Source organism: Cytobacillus massiliigabonensis, from assembly GCF_900199725.1.
Lineage (GTDB): Bacteria > Bacillota > Bacilli > Bacillales > Cytobacillaceae > Cytobacillus > Cytobacillus massiliigabonensis.
This window is the reverse complement of record NZ_LT904904.1, coordinates 1,778,373-1,795,669: the sequence shown is the minus strand read 5'-3', so window position 1 is coordinate 1,795,669 and position 17,297 is coordinate 1,778,373. Positions and strand designations below refer to the sequence as shown.

General features: G+C 37.0%; 18 protein-coding genes. All 18 read right to left on the bottom strand.

The window, feature by feature from the left end:
* Positions 1 to 51: 51 nt before the first annotated feature.
* The gene (locus C1726_RS19985) at positions 52 to 825 is read right to left on the bottom strand and encodes a CheR family methyltransferase (RefSeq protein ID WP_102274755.1); all 774 of its coding nucleotides are present in this window, start codon (positions 823 to 825) and stop codon (positions 52 to 54) included.
* A 132-nt stretch (positions 826 to 957) separates the two neighbouring features.
* Positions 958 to 2,055 (bottom strand): ABC transporter permease, encoded by a 1,098-nt coding sequence (locus C1726_RS19980; RefSeq protein WP_102274754.1) that lies wholly within the window; start codon positions 2,053 to 2,055, stop codon positions 958 to 960.
* Positions 2,052 to 3,314 carry an ABC transporter permease gene (locus tag C1726_RS19975; protein WP_102274753.1) on the bottom strand — a complete coding sequence of 421 codons (1,263 nt, stop codon included), beginning with the start codon at positions 3,312 to 3,314 and terminating at the stop codon, positions 2,052 to 2,054. The genes C1726_RS19980 and C1726_RS19975 overlap by 4 nt, the downstream gene beginning before the upstream one ends.
* A gap of 15 nt (positions 3,315 to 3,329) precedes the next feature.
* Positions 3,330 to 4,262: an ABC transporter ATP-binding protein gene (locus C1726_RS19970; RefSeq protein WP_102274752.1), complete on the bottom strand. Its 933-nt coding sequence runs from the start codon at positions 4,260 to 4,262 to the stop codon at positions 3,330 to 3,332.
* Between the two features lie 157 nt (positions 4,263 to 4,419).
* Positions 4,420 to 5,052, bottom strand: a complete 633-nt coding sequence (locus C1726_RS19965; protein WP_102274751.1) for a response regulator transcription factor — start codon at positions 5,050 to 5,052, stop codon at positions 4,420 to 4,422.
* A 13-nt stretch (positions 5,053 to 5,065) separates the two neighbouring features.
* Positions 5,066 to 6,157, bottom strand: coding sequence for a sensor histidine kinase (locus tag C1726_RS19960; RefSeq protein WP_235822809.1), 1,092 nt, complete (start codon positions 6,155 to 6,157; stop codon positions 5,066 to 5,068).
* A gap of 135 nt (positions 6,158 to 6,292) precedes the next feature.
* On the bottom strand, positions 6,293 to 6,739 hold the full coding sequence (ndk, locus tag C1726_RS19955) for a nucleoside-diphosphate kinase (protein WP_102274750.1): 447 nt from the start codon (positions 6,737 to 6,739) through the stop codon (positions 6,293 to 6,295).
* Between the two features lie 105 nt (positions 6,740 to 6,844).
* Positions 6,845 to 7,807, bottom strand: coding sequence for a heptaprenyl diphosphate synthase component II (gene hepT, locus C1726_RS19950; RefSeq protein WP_102274749.1), 963 nt, complete (start codon positions 7,805 to 7,807; stop codon positions 6,845 to 6,847).
* 95 nt (positions 7,808 to 7,902) lie between these two features.
* Entirely contained in the window at positions 7,903 to 8,610 is a 708-nt protein-coding gene (locus C1726_RS19945; RefSeq protein ID WP_102274748.1) for a demethylmenaquinone methyltransferase, read from the bottom strand.
* Between the two features lie 4 nt (positions 8,611 to 8,614).
* Positions 8,615 to 9,430, bottom strand: coding sequence for a heptaprenyl diphosphate synthase component 1 (locus C1726_RS19940; RefSeq protein WP_102274747.1), 816 nt, complete (start codon positions 9,428 to 9,430; stop codon positions 8,615 to 8,617).
* Between the two features lie 200 nt (positions 9,431 to 9,630).
* Entirely contained in the window at positions 9,631 to 9,867 is a 237-nt protein-coding gene (gene mtrB, locus C1726_RS19935; protein WP_053476813.1) for a trp RNA-binding attenuation protein MtrB, read from the bottom strand.
* A 32-nt stretch (positions 9,868 to 9,899) separates the two neighbouring features.
* Positions 9,900 to 10,466 (bottom strand): GTP cyclohydrolase I FolE, encoded by a 567-nt coding sequence (gene folE / locus C1726_RS19930; protein ID WP_102274746.1) that lies wholly within the window; start codon positions 10,464 to 10,466, stop codon positions 9,900 to 9,902.
* 421 nt (positions 10,467 to 10,887) lie between these two features.
* Positions 10,888 to 11,160, bottom strand: a complete 273-nt coding sequence (locus tag C1726_RS19925) for an HU family DNA-binding protein (protein WP_053476815.1) — start codon at positions 11,158 to 11,160, stop codon at positions 10,888 to 10,890.
* Between the two features lie 502 nt (positions 11,161 to 11,662).
* Entirely contained in the window at positions 11,663 to 13,141 is a 1,479-nt protein-coding gene (gene spoIVA / locus C1726_RS19920; protein ID WP_102274745.1) for a stage IV sporulation protein A, read from the bottom strand.
* A gap of 217 nt (positions 13,142 to 13,358) precedes the next feature.
* On the bottom strand, positions 13,359 to 14,072 hold the full coding sequence (locus C1726_RS19915; protein WP_102274744.1) for a hypothetical protein: 714 nt from the start codon (positions 14,070 to 14,072) through the stop codon (positions 13,359 to 13,361).
* Between the two features lie 68 nt (positions 14,073 to 14,140).
* Positions 14,141 to 14,341: a DUF2768 domain-containing protein gene (locus C1726_RS19910; RefSeq protein WP_102274743.1), complete on the bottom strand. Its 201-nt coding sequence runs from the start codon at positions 14,339 to 14,341 to the stop codon at positions 14,141 to 14,143.
* Between the two features lie 386 nt (positions 14,342 to 14,727).
* Complete coding sequence (locus C1726_RS19905; protein ID WP_102274742.1) at positions 14,728 to 15,768, bottom strand: NAD(P)H-dependent glycerol-3-phosphate dehydrogenase; 1,041 nt, start codon at positions 15,766 to 15,768, stop codon at positions 14,728 to 14,730.
* Between the two features lie 202 nt (positions 15,769 to 15,970).
* Positions 15,971 to 17,281, bottom strand: coding sequence for a ribosome biogenesis GTPase Der (gene der / locus C1726_RS19900; protein WP_102274741.1), 1,311 nt, complete (start codon positions 17,279 to 17,281; stop codon positions 15,971 to 15,973).
* Positions 17,282 to 17,297: the final 16 nt, after the last annotated feature.

Here is a 17,297-nt window from a genome sequence, read left to right as displayed (position 1 = left end):
AAGAAAAGCAATTCAATAAAAAAAGACGCTGGATTTCTCCAGGTCCTCAGGTTACTTCTTCCGATAAAAGAATGTGTCTTCTGTTTCAAACTCATACTTTCCTGGATTAAAAATTTGCTCTGTGCTTCCAACAAAAAAGATGCCATCTTTGTTTAATGCTCCGCTAAATTTATAATAGAGCTCATCCTTCGCCTCTTCTGTAAAATAAATAAGTACATTTCGGCAGACAATTAAATCAAAAGGACCCCCAAAGCTGTCTGCTAAGAGATTCTGCTTGCGAAAAGTGACTGTTTTCTTTACATCATCAGATATTTTAAAGAAAGTTCCATCTTTCGTGAAATATTTTTTCTTCATTTCCTCTGGTACTTCATTTAAAGATCTTTCCGGATATATTCCCATCTTTGCTCTAGCAATAACATTTTCATCTAAATCTGTTGCTAAAATTTGGACTTGAGATAATGGCATAAAATTTGACATTACCATCGCAATTGTATATGGCTCTTCCCCTGTCGAACATGCTGCACTCCAAATTTTCAATCGCTTATTCTTCTCAAGCAGTTTTGGAATAATTTTCTTTTCAAGCACTTCCCATCTTTTTGCATTGCGATAAAACTCTGACACATTTATTGTCATTCGATCAAGAAATTCAATTAACAGTTCTCTATCCTTATTCATAGCATCAAAAAAATCATTAAAAGAATGAAACCCCTTTTTTTCATATAATGAAAGGAGCCTTCTTTTCATTTGTGCTTCTTTATACAAGGATAAATCAATTCCAGTTTTCTTTTTAATATTTACAATGAAATTCTGATAATCCTGCGACATTGCCTTTACTCCTCTATTCATTGCTAGTTTCGGTTATACATTATTAGTATAGCTGAAAAATCCCAGATTGGAGTGAGTTTTATTGAAATTTTTATTCTTGAAAGAGAAATCGGCATTCTTGTAAACTTCTAATTATACATGCCTTCTTTCCATTAAACGAATTCCAATCCCCATCATGACTACACCCATTAATATTAATATTGAAACGGGATATAATAACTCGCTATAGGATAAGCCAGAGATAGTTGCACCTTTTAAAAGCTCCATTCCATAAGTAATCGGGATTGCCTTTGAAATGGTTAACAGTGTCTCTGATGTAATGATTTCAATTGGCCAATAAGCTCCGCCAAGCATAGCAAAGCTTACACTTATTAATGGAACTAGTGCATTAAACTGTCCGATTGTTTTAACGATGCCTGTTAAAAAGATTGATAATGCTACAATCGAAAATAAATAAGGGATAATCAGGATCAAAGTTTTTCCAAACGAGCCATAGAAGTCTACTCCTGCACCAAATTTAAAGACAACAAATATTAAGGAGATTTGTAGATAACCTATAAAAAAGCAATAAAGCAAATTGCCTACATACATTTCTAACTTTGTTGTAGAAGATAAAATCAGCCTATCCCAAATCCCGAGCTGTTTCTCCCGTAAAATTTCAACTACATTAAACGCAACAGTGTATATAGAGAAGAACAGAGCAAATCCAAATAATGATTGGAGACCTGGATCATACACCCATTGATTATCATCTGAAAAAGAGGCTACTGAGAGCTCGAAAAGGTGATTTTCTTTTACTTCATTAATTTTTTCAATTGCCTTATTTGAATCAACAGCAAGATCAATGACAGCTTTTTCTTGTAATCTTTTTAAATAATATCTTTCTACATATTGATTAATCAGATGAAAATTCTCTGTATTTCCCACCTGATATATTGTAAAGAAATCAGCATCAAGTGAAATACCTGCTTCTGCATTGCCTGAAGCAACTTTGTTCTTTACCTCTTTTTCATCTCCAGCGACAAATGAAAAAGAGTCACCTTTATTCAGTTCTTCTACGATTTCATTTACCTCTTCCTCGGGTAAAGAACTATAAACAGGAACTTCAACCTTTGTAAACGATGACTTCCCTAATAAGTAGGCAAACGCGATACAAATAATAGTGGTCGCGATAAATGCACCTGGTTTTCTAAGTAGCAAGCGGAATTTCCCCCATATGATGCCTCTCATATCGATTCACCTCTTCTTGGCTGGATCAAAAATGCTAATACTAGCAACAATATAGTCGTAATTAGAACGGATAACAATTGAACCGAAATATCATTTAAAGTGTATCCTTGCATGATCTTATAGTAGGCTGAAATTCCTGCGCCACCAGGGGAGTATTGAGAAATCGTTTCAAAAAATCCGCCAATTTGCGAAACTGGGATAAAACTTCCGCCGATGAAAGCAATAATTGGTATTAAAAAGCTGGAAAATACTTGAGTTGCGCTTCTAGAATTCAAACGATAATTAATAGCTGAAATAAAAACAGCGAACCCCCCAACCATCAAACACAAACAAAGAGTTACAACAAAATAATCGAAAGTATTTGGCCATCTTACATCATGTATGAGAGCTGACAAGCCAAACAATATATTCATTTGTATAAAGGTGACAATAATCGTCGAAACAAAAATACCTATGAAAAATGTCGGGATGGGCACGTTAGCTAATAGTATACGTCCATAAATCTGGTTTTCCTTCTCTTCCAATGCCAAGGCTGCCGAATTTCCCGCTACATAAAACATAAACATCACGCACATCCCAATTGCGTAATAGGTGACGGCATTAATTGGCTTTTTCTTCGTTACCGTTTCTATGTTTCCCACTTTGGAAATTAAGCTGTTTTGAAGCATTTCCTGATCAATTCCTAGAGACGGAAGAGCTGACCATAATGAAATATTATCTTGAAATGAGGAAAATATATCATTCAGCACGCCTCCCTCTAGTGTGTATGATTCATTTAGTTTAAGATTTAAACTCGGGATCTCATCTTCATTTAAAAATGCATGACGATAAAATTGTTCTGTAAACCCTGCAGGAACTTCAAGTACGCCACTATATTCAAGTGATTCTTTTGCAGATGGAGCACTCTCCATTTCTACTACTCGAATGCTATCTTTAAATTCCACGCTTCCAAATATATCATCACGTAAGATTTTTATCGGATTGAAGCTTTTTATCCCTTCAATTGCTGTTGTTTTTTCTTCTGGTGATATCGGCAGGTCTTCTATTCTTTTAATCATTTTTTCTTCCCCATCATCAATATCATCCTTTTGTATAACAGCTAGTTTAATATCTAAATCTGGAGCATCGCCATTGATAATTGAACCTAATGCAGCCCCTAATATAGTAATAAGGACAAAAGGCATAAAGAGGAGGATAACTAATTCACGAGGTCTCCTCCAAACCATGAGCAACTCTTTTTTTATTAATTGAATGATCATTTTCGTTCCTCCCTTCTAATCCCTTAATTGTCTGCCTGTTAAATGGAGGAATACATCTTCTAAAGTAGGTGTTTCAATATGAACTGAGATGATATTTGTTTTTGTTTCTTCCGCTAATCTGAAAAGGTCTTTTAGAATATTTGCCTTTTTTGGAACGATCAAAGTAATAGAAGGATCTTGAACCGATATACTTTTTATATTTGGAAGAGCTTGCAGTAGTTGAAGATATTCCCCTTTCAGGATTTCTACTTTCATTGCAATAGATTGCTCCGCCGATAGTATGCCTTTAATTTCTTCCTTCGTTCCTGCTGCGATTACTTCGCCATGGTCCATAATATATATGCGGTCACACAAATACTCTACTTCCTCCATATAATGACTTGTATATAAAACAGTCATATTTTTTTCCATATTTAATCGTTTGACTGTATCAAGGATATAATTCCTTGATTGGGGATCAATGCCTACTGTCGGCTCATCCATGATGAGAAGCTCGGGTTCATGAAGCAAGGATACGCCAATATTTAAACGTCTTTTCATCCCACCAGAGAATGTTTTTACCAAATCTTTTTTTCGATCAGTAAGACCGATAATATCTAATACCTCTTTGACTTTTCTCTGTAATTCCTTTTTTTTAATACGATGGATCCTTCCAAAAAACTCGAGATTCTCTTCAGCTGTTAAATCCATATACAGAGCAATATCCTGAGGAACGACACCAAGAATTTTTCTAATTTTCTCTGGTTTCCTTACAATACTTTCATTTTTAAGCCGAACATCCCCGCTCGTTGGATGAACCAATGAAGAGATTAATGATATCGTTGTTGACTTCCCTGCACCATTTGGACCTAGTAAACCAACCGTCTCCCCTTTTTCCAAATACAGATTAACTCCTTTAACTGCCTTTTTATTTTTAAAATGCTTGGATAGATCCACTACTTCTAACATGAAATTCCCTCCTTTATACATGATTAGTATAGAAAAAATTTAAAACTTCCTACACTGCCCTAAGTCACTAAAAATTTCCATACCCATGACCTCCGTCATTATTATGTCATAAGAAAAAGCTACGCCAACTGACATAGCTTATTAACAAGGCATTCATTTATAAAAGATCATGCTTAATAGCAAAGATCGCGAGCTGTGTGCGATCCCTTAAGCCAAGCTTTTGCAAAATCTGTGTTAGATGATTTTTAACCGTACCAATGGACAAATAGAGTTCACCTGCAATTTCCTTATTCGTCTTTCCTCTTCCAACCAGCTTTGTAATCACTAATTCTCTTGGAGTTAAATGAATATCAATGGAATCGATTTCTGGTTTTTCTAGCAGCCTCGGAAGCACCTTGGCTGCCACTTGCTCATGTATTGCCATGCCACCATCAAGACAGCTTTTTATTGAACTAATTAGCTTATGTCCGTCTGATGTTTTTAACAAAAATCCATCCACACCCACTTTTAAGGCTTGGAGTGCATATTCCTCATCATTAAATGTTGTTAGAATGAGGATCTTAACATTCGGCCACCTTTCTTTTATTTTATGAGCTGCCTCAATCCCATTCATTTTTGGCATCCGTATATCCATTAAAACAACATCCACAAGATAATTTTCTAAATAATCAATTGCTTCTACTCCATTTTCCGCTTCTCCAACAACGATAAATTGCTCGTTTTGTTCAAGAATCATTTTTAATCCTTGGCGGACGATGCTTTGGTCTTCTACTATTAATACACGAATCAAACTCATCTCTCCTCTACGGCAATGATCCTTCGATAATAAAGATTTGATCTAACTGATAAATTTCGATAGAACCGCCCACTTCTTCTACCCTTTGCCTCATATTTTTCAGCCCGAAGCCTTCATGAAATGGTTTTATATGATCATATGAATTTCTAATATCAAAATATAAATGACCAAGCGGTGAAGTGCCTAATGTGACAAACACTTCCCTAGATTGTCCATACTTCATTGCATTTGTTAAAGATTCCTGTAAAACCCTGTATAAAACGATACTATTTTGATTTGATAAAGCGACACTCAAAGCCCCCTGTTTCGTTGTAAAATGAACTCGTAAGTGACTTTCAGATTCCAGTTTTCTTATTAGCTGGATAACTGAAGATATTCCTTCGACATCATCTATATTTAAAGCTCTAACAGCCTTTCTTGTCTCTTCCAAACTTTCATTAACAATGTCCTTCATCGTATGAAGGACATCATTTTTTTCATTCATAAGGAGTATCTCTAGCTGCATGCTTAAAGCCGTTAGCTTATGTCCGACTGAATCATGCATTTCACGTGCGATTCGTGTCCTTTCCTCCATCCGTACTGCCTTTTCATTTTGGGCAGCATATCTTTTTACCTTTCTATATTCATCAATAAGCTGTTCATATAATTGAGATTGATGAATGAAATTGAAGTAGTTAGTATTTAAATAGCAAAAAGTACAGAATAATAGAATGGTCATAATAATCAAACCTGCTAGTATGCTATTTACTGAGCCCACCATTACAGCAAAGTAAGCTAATAAAACAATATTTACTCCTATTAGTAAGCTGCGAAAATAGGGAGGAGATAAATAAAAGGCTGCCTCTAGACTATATAAGAAAATTAGCAATAAAAAAAATGGAATAAGCTGTTCCTCTAATAAAAATGCATATACGAATGTAATAGCAAGTAACACTAAGGTAATAGGCAGCTTTTTCTTAAAGAGAGGGAAAAGGAAATAAATAGATAATGAGAGCGCACAGAAGAGAAGTACGAACACACCAGAATTCTTGTTTGGAGACAAAATAATTAGTGCCCAAAGCGCGATTAAAATAATAAAGCGAATACAAAAAGGAAGCAAATTTATACCACCCATCAGCTTAAAAATTTTGATGGATTTAACGTAACAAATTGGATATCATTGGTCAATATGGAAATATCATCACGAGCATTAAAAAAGGCACTCGCTCCAAGCAAGTGCCTTTCAATAGATCAATTAATTGATCCATTCATTTATTAGTTTAGCGTATTCAACAAGTTCTTCCTCTTTAAAGAATAGACCGATTTCTCGTTCAGCACTTGCTGGTGAGTCGGAGCCGTGAATGACATTCTTACCTACTGTAATTCCGAAGTCGCCGCGGATTGTTCCTGGTGCTGCATCTTTAGGATTAGTAGATCCCATCATAAGCCGCGCTGTTGCGATGACATTTTCACCTTCCCAAACCATTGCAAATACAGGTCCAGAAGTAATAAAGTCAACTAATTCTCCAAAGAATGGGCGCTCTTTATGTTCACCGTAATGCTCTTCTGCAAGCGCTTGCGGAATGCTCATAAGCTTACCGCCTACAAGTTGAAACCCTTTCTTTTCGAAACGAGAGACAATCTCTCCAATTAAATTACGTTGAACACCATCAGGCTTTACCATTAAAAATGTTTTTTCCATGATCTCCACTCCTAAAACATATGTATAGTGAATTACCTAAGAAGACAACCCATGAAAATAGTAACATTTTTTTGATAATTTAGCAATATATTCGGAAAACAGCTTTTAAAACTTACGTTTACCAATCATATTTGCAATATCTCTTAGTGTTTTCTTTGCTCGATTATGCGGAAGTTCATTTAAGATTTCAAGTGCTTTATTTAAGTAATTGTCACTTACCTTCAATGACTTTTCAATTGCACCGGAATCCTTTATCAAAGTTATAATTTGTTCCATTTCCTCACGCTCTGTTGCCGCATGAACTTTCACTATTTTTTCGCGAATCTTTTCATTCTTCATCGCAAATAAAACAGGAAGTGTAATATTGCCTTGGTGAAGATCATCACCTGCTGGCTTTCCAAGCTGTTTCTCTGTGCCAGTAAAATCAAGCACATCATCAATAATTTGATAAGACATCCCAACATAGTAGCCAAATTGGTAAAGCTTTTTATGTACCTCATCGGAAACATCTGCTGCAATCGCACCTAGCTGGCAGCTGACTGCAATTAAGATAGCTGTTTTTCTTTTAATCCTGCGAAAATAGTTACGTACATTTTGATCAAAATTGTATTTATCTTTAATTTGCTCAATTTCACCAATACATAGCTCAACCAATGTATCCGCTAAAATTTGATGAGCAAATGGCTTTTCAATCTTGGTCATTAATTCAAGCGCGCGCGCAAATATATAATCCCCTGTATACATTGCAATGCGGTTATCCCATTTTGCCTTTATCGTAGGTTTGCCCCTTCTTAGTTCAGCATCATCAATGACATCATCATGAACAAGTGAGGCCATATGAATTAGTTCGAGCGATACAGCAACATTTTTTATTTTACTGATATCATAATTTCCAAACTTTCCAGCTAGCAAAACAAAAACTGGGCGGATTCGTTTTCCCCCGGCTTTTAATAAATGCAAGGATGCTTGATGCAATAAAGGAGACTCTGCTTGAACTGTCTCCTCAAGTGCTTCTTCAATTATCGTTAAATCTGAATTCAAAAATGAATACATCATTTTCAACTTCATATCTATACTCACCCAGCTTATATCCTGTCTGCCGCTTCCATACATCATGTTATTATATGCACAAACATTCCTATGAAAAAGCATTCAGAAAAATATTATTTTTCTTTTTTCCCTATATGAACAGCTGCTACTCCCCCAGTATATGGTTTATAGCTAACCTGATCAAAACCAGCATTTTCGAACATGCGGGCAAGCTCCTTCATTCCTGGGAAGTCTCGTGCAGATTCTTGCAGCCAAGAATATTCTTTATAGCTTTTTGCAAAAATTTTACCAAACAACGGCATAATAAAGCGGAAATAGAAGTAATAAGCTTGTTTAAAACCAATCATTGTTGGCTGTGATGTTTCAAGACAAACAGCCAATCCTCCCGGCTTTACAACACGATTCATTTCTTTCAACACTTGTAAATAATCGGGAACATTTCGCAGACCAAATCCGATTGTTACATAATCAAATGTGTTATCAGGAAAAGGCAGTTCCATCGCATTTCCATGTACAAGCTGGACTTGTTTTAGATTCAAATCTTTTACTTTTTGTTCTCCAATTTTCAGCATATTTTTACTGAAGTCTAGACCGATCACTTGGCCATTATCTCCAACTGCTTCAGCCATTGCAATCGTCCAATCAGCTGTTCCACAGCACACATCAAGTGCCTTTGCACCTTTTTGGACGTTCATTCTCTTCATTGTATCTTTTCGCCATCTTAAATGCTGCTGAAAGCTAATGACTGAATTCATTTTGTCATAATTCCCATATATCTTTTCGAATACATGATGGACACGTTCTTCTTTTGATTGCTGCATCTGCTTACCCTTCTTCCACAAATGTATTTGCATAGGATTCATTCTTACCAAGTATCGCCTGAATTTTTCTGCCTAATAATTCGTCGTCCATTATCGGGAACTTCATCGTGTGCTTTTGAATGAGCTTTTTTGAAAAATCGATATAATGATCACAAATGGCAAGCAAATCCTTATCTTGCTCTTTAGACACATGATATTTTTCATTTTCAGCGATTATATTTCTAATTGCTTCAAAAACAATTGACTTTCTTCCTTGCAAGAACATTTCTCTTTCAGCATTTAGCCTTTTTATGAATAAAAGGTTGGATGAAAAATCACTCCATTCCGTGACATCCAAATAAGAAGCGACCTTAACAAATAAAGAAGATTCAATCATTTTCACATCATTCATTAACCCATCTAAAGTATTAGCTGATTTTTGATAGAGTGAAATTTTGTGTTCATTTACCTCTTTTATCCCTTCAGCTAATGAACGAATCATTTCAATATCATCAATACCGGCAAGAATCTTATAATACAATCCGCTATAATATACACCAGCAAGTACGGTAAGCTGCCTAGACTTAAGTTCTTCAGAATCTAGTTTGTGATTCGATACAAGCTCATGAGTATCAAGGGCAATTTGAATAAGCATGATTGTTATGCAATATTTTTTCGCAATTAATTCTGGGATAGTCCCTTTATTTAGAAGCGAAAGAAGAAGCAAAAGCTTGTCTTCATCGATTATTGGCGTTTCAATGTGCTTAAGTAAATAAGGGTGCTTAATCTTTTCATTGATTTGCTCTTTCACATCTGCTAATTTAACCATCATGTTTTGCATTCAATCACCCTTGTTTTCCCTGAGTTTTCTTCTTCGTTTCATGCGATCTCTATTTATATTAAAGGAAATAAGATCCTTTACTAGTCCATATTTACGTATACATAAGGCAGAGACCATTATATCATATATTACAATTCAATGTCAGGGAATTTTCAAAGAAACAGCGGCTTTGTGAACGTTTATTAACATTTAGAGAAAATTTACTTTTTTGATTCGCTCTCTACTTCACCATAAGCAGTCATGATTACTGCATTTCCTCTAATTTTTATTGCAGATGTATGCTCGGTAAATTGAGCAATCATGACTTCTCCATGATCAAGTTTCTCAGAATGATGAAATCTAGTGTCTGACCCTCTTGTCAACCCAATCACATTTACGCCATCCTCTTTTGCTTTAATAATGACATACTCATTTCCTACTTGAATTCTATTCTCCATATAAACACCCTTTTGCTTATGGTTATTTAATTTTAGAACTTAATCAATGAAAGCACTTCAGCACGTGCTCTTTCGTCATCAGCAAATACGCCTCTTACTGCAGTAGTTACAGTTTGCGAGCCCGGCTTCTTTACACCACGCATCGTCATGCACATATGCTCTGCTTCTACAACAACCATCACTCCATGCGGATCTAGCTTCTCTAAAATTGACTCCGCAATGGTTGATGTTATTCGTTCTTGCAGCTGTGGTCTTTTAGCAACTGCGTCCACTGCTCTTGCCAGCTTGCTTAATCCTGTTACCTTTCCGTTCCTAGGAATATAAGCAACATGGGCTTTGCCATAAAAAGGGACAAGATGATGTTCACACATGGAGTAAAAAGGAATATCCTTCACTAGTACAACTTCTTCATGGTCCTCCCCAAATACCGTTTCAAAATATTCCTTTGGATCTTGATTCAAACCTTGGAATACCTCTTCATACATTTTAGCCACTCTTTTTGGGGTATCGAGCAGCCCCTCACGATTAGGGTCCTCCCCAATTGCTTCTAATATTAAACGTACTGCATCCTCAATCTGCGCACGATTTACCTCAGCCATCATACATCCTCCTCAAGTTCACAACTATCTAAATCTAACGTAATATGTCCATATTAGCACAATCATTTCGTTACTAGCAAAAAAAGAAAAACGGAAGCTGCTTGCTCACCCCAGACAAGCACAAGACGAGCCTCTCAGAAAGATGTTCTTTATCTTTCAGGGAGGCTTGACTTGTGACCTCGAGGTCGACAAAAGCCCGACGTCCTGTCCCTTTGTCGATACTAGTACGTCCTGTACGTCGGGGGTAGCCGCTGGAGCTAGACAAAGAAATGCGGAAGCTTACCATACAGATAATCTGTGTAAAATTGTAAGATTATCCATTAATTTTTATGCTAAATTATAAAGAGATTTTTTTCAAAAGAAAAAACCGCGAGCAAGTCGCGGTTTTAGCTCAAGCAAAAGCTTTTAGCACATTATGTACTTATTTAACTGCATCTTTCAATGCTTTACCTGGTTTGAAAGCAGGTACTTTGCTTGCAGCGATTTCGATTTCTTCACCTGTTTGAGGGTTGCGTCCTTTACGAGCAGCACGCTCACGTACCTCAAAGTTTCCGAAACCAATTAGTTGAACTTTATCACCATTTTTTAAAGCATCTAAGATTGCATCAAAAACAGCATCAACTGCTTTAGTAGCGTCCTTTTTAGAAAGCTCACTGCTTTCAGCAACTGCATTAATTAGTTCTGTCTTATTCATGCCTTTCACCTCCTCCCAAAAACGAAATACTTAAAGTGCCTTGATCAAGGGCGACATGCATAAGTCGAGCCGGCAGAAAGGTTGTACTTTAATTAACCTTCTTGACGGTTTGGCTTAGACCCGAGAGCCCCTAGGCGCTGAAGCTAGACACCAGTCTAACTCATAAAAGTAGAATCTTCTTAAGTCATAATAGTATTCTTACTTACATTTGTAAACAAATTTACTGATTTCTAAACGTTTTCAGGTATTTTTGTTTAACATGCCCAATAATAAATCAAAAATGAAAAAATATCAATCCATTTGTATTAAAAATCCTTTAATAATAAGGGTTTGAGCACATTTTAGTAATTTACGTTTAAAGATTATCACAATCATATGCGGTTATCAAGAATATTTCATGTATAAATGGGAAAGTTTTCTTATATTTTGACAAAAATCTGCGTTTATCCTTCAGTTTAAAGAGAATTAAACAAGAAAAAGACCCCCAATGGAGTCCCTTTATCTATAAAATTATCGCAATTAATCCGCCCGAACCTTCATTTATAATTCTTTCAAGCGTTTCTTTTAATTTATAACGGGCATTTTCCGGCATCATCGCTAATTTCGCCTGAATTCCCTCTCTTACAATAGAGCTTAAGCTGCGTCCAAAAATATCAGAATTCCAAATAGACAACGGATCATCTTCAAAATCCTGCATCAAATACCTGACTAGCTCCTCACTTTGTTTTTCCGTTCCAATGATTGGGGAAAATTCAGATTCCACATCGACTTTAATCATATGAATGGACGGGGCAACCGCCTTTAGTCTAACACCAAATCTCGAGCCATGGCGAGTAATTTCAGGCTCATCCAAACTCATATCTGATAGTGATGGGGCTGCGATCCCATAACCCGTTTGTTTTACCATTTTCAAAGCATCAGAGATTTGATCATACTCTGTTTTAGCATGGGCAAAATCCTGCATTAGCTCAAGTAAATGATCTTTCCCTCTAATTTCTACTCCAACAATTTCTTTCAATACTTCATCATAAAGGTCATCTGGAGCAAACAAATCAATTTCCGCTACTCCCTGACCCATTTCAATTCCTGCTAAGCCAGCACGGTCTATGAATTCGAAATCACTAAATTGATGGACCACTCGATCTACATCTCTTAGCCGCTTAATATCTTTAACTGTTTCTTTAACAGCTTCCTGATAGCTCTCTCTTAACCAATGGTCCTCATGTAATACCATGACCCAGCTTGGCAAATTCACATTCACCTCAAGCACAGGAAATTCATATAATGCCTCGCGCATGACATTTAATACATCCGATTCCCTCATCCCTTCGACACTCATAGCTAGAACTGGGATATCATATTTTTCAGCCAATTCATTTCTAAGTGCTTCCGTATTCGGATGATGCGGCTGAACACTATTAATGACCATAATAAATGGCTTACCTACTTCTTTTAGCTCATCAATTACTCTTCCTTCAGCTTCAAGGTAGTTGCTGCGCGGGATTTCACCAATTGTCCCATCCGTAGTAATTACAACCCCAATAGTTGAATGCTCTTGAATGACTTTTCTTGTACCAATCTCTGCTGCCTCATGGAAAGGAATTGGTTCCTCATACCATGGTGTATTAATCATTCTTGGTCCATTTTCATCTTCATAACCCTTTGCCCCTGGTACTGTGTAGCCGACACAATCGACCAGTCGGATGTTTACATCTAAGCCTTCATCCACATGAACAGTTGCTGCCTGGTTTGGTACAAATTTCGGTTCGGTTGTCATGATAGTTTTACCGGCCGCACTTTGAGGGAGTTCATCCTGGGTGCGAGCGCGGTCAGCTTCATTACTCATGTTCGGCAATACAACGAGCTCCATAAATTTTTTTATAAAAGTTGATTTGCCAGTACGTACAGCTCCAACTACACCGAAATAGATATCACCACCAGTTCTTTCGGCAATATCTTTGAAAATATCTACCTTTTCCAAGTGATCCCCTCCTAAAATCTGTGGGATAAAATTATCCTATCAATTACGTTTGGACATTATATGTTTATGATGTTGTCCTACTCCGTTATGACAGTTTTTTTTAATCACCCCGTATTGACTAATAACTTTATTTCTAATTCATTACAGTTATGGTTATATTCACAACGAAGAAAAAAACCCTTCTCCTACAATATATTTTGCAGAAGAAGGGTTATGACTATTTCGCCAAAAAGATTGGCTGTTTCGTTTTCTCATCAATTGTATAAGGCAAAGAATAGGCAGGGACAAACGCTGAATCTCGGGCAAGTATCCCTCTAATATCTTCACCAGGCTTATAATTCATTTTTTTCGTTTTTACTGCTTCAAATAGATCACTTGTATAATCAACATAAACCTCGCCATCTCCTGTTACAACAAATGGCAGTTGAAGTCCAGAGTAGGGACTTTTTGCAGTAGGGTCTTCTTTATAGCCTAATTTTCTAAAATCCAATGAAAAAACATGGTCGGCAATTTGTTCTTTATACGGCGGATACCCTTGAGTTTTTATCCGCAGCTTTATATCACGAATCGTTTCAGCCATTCTTAAATCAAATATTTTAACAGTTGGATTTTCTTCTACATCAACAAGTACATATTGAAATATGCCCCCAGATTCAAATGCATTTCCCGGTGGTTCTGCCATATACTTTGGTACGACCATCTTAAAATCAATCGGATACTTTTGGTAAATTGGGGTGGTTTGCTCCCTTGTTTTAATTGGAAGCAGTCCGCCTGTATCCTCTTTATATTTATCTATTACTGATTGTACAGCTTGAATCTGATCTTCATAGGGGATTTGATTTTCTGCAAGTCTTTCTTCTGGATACATGCACCCCGATAATACTATTATTGCTAATAGAAGCAATGAAAGAAGCCGTATTTCTTTTTTCAACCGAATCAATCCTTTTTGGCTATGTATTTATTGTATTTTCATACGACGGCCGCTAAATTCCTCTTCTTCTATTCAGGGGTAGGACCGCTAAAGACAACAAGAAATATGATAATTCCTGATACAATCATTAAGATATAGGCAACTAAAGCAGTAATAAACTTAAAAACTCCGCCTAATTTATAACGACTAAAATATATCAGTATTATGGCCAAAAACATAAACCCCATGGACGCAAGTGATATCCACATTTTCATTAATGATGGTGACATATTTTCAACTCCTTTTTCCGTGAGTATTATATCATATCACCAAGACGTTTGGCACAAAAACGATGTTTCTGTCCCTAAATCATGTCTAACAAAAAATGATCATGAACAGCTCACAACCTAGCATATAATTTCGGTCTGCTTAATTTCTCTGCACTGGTATTACTTCGTACATAAAGGCTTGTTCAATTAATCAGATCGGCCATAAATTTTTTACAAAAAAAAGCTAAGTTAAAGAGGGGCAATTCTTTAACTCAGCCTGTGACTAAATAACCCTATTACCCTGTTCATTTCACCAGTTTGCTTCGTTGCATTGTATGCAATTTGTTACTTTCTCGCATCCTCGAATGCCTATATTTCAAATATTTATTTACATGGGTACTAATAACTTACATATCGAGAACGTTTGTGAGGTCTTCCATTTCATCCTTTTTTCCACGAGCCATCAAGCGGTCAACAGCATCCTTCGTGCTGATATTATTAAATAATACGTCATATAGAGCATCAGCTATCGGCATGTTCACTTCATATTTTTCAGCCAGCTGCTTTGCAGCTTTTGTAGTTCTTACTCCTTCAACAACCATTCCCATATTATCCAAAACCTCTTGAAGATTATGCCCTTTACCAAGTAAATGGCCCGCTCTCCAATTGCGGGAATGGACACTCGTGCATGTCACAATTAAGTCACCTATCCCAGTTAGCCCAGAAAAAGTTAGCGGGCTTGCACCCATTTTCATTCCTAAGCGGGCAATTTCAGCTAACCCCCGAGTAATCAAGGCTGCCTTAGCGTTATCTCCGTATCCTAAACCATCGGTAATCCCAGCAGCAAGGGCAATAATATTTTTAAGTGCTCCGCCGATTTCAACCCCAATAATATCTGGGTTAGTATACACACGGAAATTATTATTAATAAATAAGTCTTGAACTTGATCAGCAGCAGCCATATTTTTAGAAGAGACTGTAACTGTTGTCGGATGCCTTAAACTAACCTCTTCCGCATGACTTGGACCTGAAAGCACAACTACGTTTGCTAAAAGGCTATCAGGCATTGCTTCTTCGATCATTTCAGAGATGCGCAGAAGCGTATCAGGTTCAATCCCTTTACTCACATGAACAACCGTTAAAGGTTCTTTTCTAATGGCACTAATATTGCCAATAACTTCTCTTATCGCTTTCGTAGGAACCGCAAGAATAATTGTGTTTACTCCAAATAATGCTTCCTCTAGTGAAGCAATCCCTTTGATTCCTTCTGGAAGGAGGATATCTGGCAAATATTTTTTATTTGTATGGTGTTCATTTATTTCTTTGATTTGGTCAGGGTTATGTCCCCAGAGCTTTACATCATGATTATTATCTGCTAACACCATTGCTAAAGCAGTTCCCCAACTGCCAGCTCCAATGACAGCAATGCTTTCCCTTTTCCGCTCCATAAGATCACTACCTTTAATTGATATTGTCTAACTAGTACGGCTAGGTCTATACCTTAGGCAAGCCGCTCCGCTTTTCTCTGTCCAGCTGCAGCGGCTAGGGGCTCTTTGGTCTAAGCCATTCCGTCATGGAGGTTAAAGTACAACCTCCACGGCAGCTTGTCTTATGCTTGTCGCCCCTGGGCAAGCCGCTTCGCTTTTCTAGTTATTTTCTCTCTCTAGCGAATATCTTAATCGGTGTTCCTTCAAAGCCGAAAGCATCTCTGATTCTATTTTCCAAGAAACGCTCATATGAGAAATGGAGAAGTTCTGGATCGTTTACAAACACGACAAAGGCAGGCGGCTTAACAGCTACTTGTGTTGCATAATATATTCTTAGACGCTTTCCTTTATCTGTAGGAGTCGGATTCATCGCCACAGCGTCCATTATGACATCATTAAGCACACTAGTTTCCACACGCAGTGCGTGATTTTCACTTACTTTATCAATCATTGGAATTAACGTATGAATACGTTTTTTTGTTTTTGCAGATAAGAAAACAATTGGAGCATAATCAAGGAATAAGAAGTGCTCGCGAATTTTTTGTTCAAACTCTTTCATTGTTTTCTCGTCTTTTTCAACAGCATCCCACTTATTTACTACAATAACAACTGCTCTGCCCGCTTCATGCGCATACCCAGCAATCCGTTTATCCTGCTCAATTATTCCTTCCTCGCCATCAATAACAACGAGAACAACATCCGAACGTTCGATAGCTCTTAATGCACGTAGAACACTATATTTTTCAGTTGTCTCGTACACTTTCCCTTTTTTCCGCATTCCTGCAGTATCAATAATGACATATTTATTCCCATTGAATTTAAGCTGAGAATCAATGGCATCTCTCGTTGTACCGGCAATATTGCTCACGATTACTCGCTCTTCGCCAAGTATTGCATTCACAAGAGAGGATTTCCCTACATTTGGACGACCAATCAATGAAAACTTAATTACATCATCCTCATAATCCTTTTGCCCAGATTTCGGGAAGTGTTTGGCAGCTTCATCCAGTAAATCACCAAGCCCTAACCCATGAGAACCTGAAATTGGGAATGGTTCCCCAAATCCTAATGCATAGAAATCGTAAATCTGATCCTTCATTTCTGGATTGTCAATTTTATTTACAGCTAGTACAACAGGCTTCTTTGCTTTATAAAGGATTTTTGCTACCTCTTCATCTGCAGATGTTACCCCTTCTCTTCCGTTTGTAAGAAAAATAATTACATCTGCTTCGTCAATTGCAATTTCAGCCTGCTGGCGAATTTGCTCCAAGAAAGGCTCGTCCCCTATATCGATTCCACCTGTATCAATAATATTAAATTCATGTGTTAACCATTCCCCTGAACTGTATATACGATCCCTTGTTACACCAGGAATATCTTCAACAATTGAAATTCGTGAACCTACAATTCTGTTGAAAATTGTTGATTTTCCAACGTTTGGACGTCCGACAATTGCCACTACTGGTTTTGCCATGAACATCACCCCTTTA

Bases quoted from the DNA above. Each gene is read 5' to 3' on its own strand.
- C1726_RS19980 (WP_102274754.1), bottom strand. From the start codon at position 2,055: ATGAGAGGCATCATATGGGGGAAATTCCGCTTGCTACTTAGAAAACCA.
- der (WP_102274741.1), bottom strand. From the start codon at position 17,281: ATGGCAAAACCAGTAGTGGCAATTGTCGGACGTCCAAACGTTGGAAAA.
- C1726_RS19975 (WP_102274753.1), bottom strand. From the start codon at position 3,314: ATGATCATTCAATTAATAAAAAAAGAGTTGCTCATGGTTTGGAGGAGA.
- C1726_RS19940 (WP_102274747.1), bottom strand. From the start codon at position 9,430: ATGCAAAACATGATGGTTAAATTAGCAGATGTGAAAGAGCAAATCAAT.
- mtrB (WP_053476813.1), bottom strand. From the start codon at position 9,867: ATGGAGAATAGAATTCAAGTAGGAAATGAGTATGTCATTATTAAAGCA.
- hepT (WP_102274749.1), bottom strand. From the start codon at position 7,807: ATGAAGTTGAAAATGATGTATTCATTTTTGAATTCAGATTTAACGATA.
- C1726_RS19945 (WP_102274748.1), bottom strand. From the start codon at position 8,610: ATGCAGCAATCAAAAGAAGAACGTGTCCATCATGTATTCGAAAAGATA.
- C1726_RS19970 (WP_102274752.1), bottom strand. From the start codon at position 4,262: ATGTTAGAAGTAGTGGATCTATCCAAGCATTTTAAAAATAAAAAGGCA.
- C1726_RS19985 (WP_102274755.1), bottom strand. From the start codon at position 825: ATGTCGCAGGATTATCAGAATTTCATTGTAAATATTAAAAAGAAAACT.
- ndk (WP_102274750.1), bottom strand. From the start codon at position 6,739: ATGGAAAAAACATTTTTAATGGTAAAGCCTGATGGTGTTCAACGTAAT.
- C1726_RS19925 (WP_053476815.1), bottom strand. From the start codon at position 11,160: ATGAATAAGACAGAACTAATTAATGCAGTTGCTGAAAGCAGTGAGCTT.
- C1726_RS19910 (WP_102274743.1), bottom strand. From the start codon at position 14,341: ATGTCACCATCATTAATGAAAATGTGGATATCACTTGCGTCCATGGGG.
- C1726_RS19905 (WP_102274742.1), bottom strand. From the start codon at position 15,768: ATGGAGCGGAAAAGGGAAAGCATTGCTGTCATTGGAGCTGGCAGTTGG.
- folE (WP_102274746.1), bottom strand. From the start codon at position 10,466: ATGGCTGAGGTAAATCGTGCGCAGATTGAGGATGCAGTACGTTTAATA.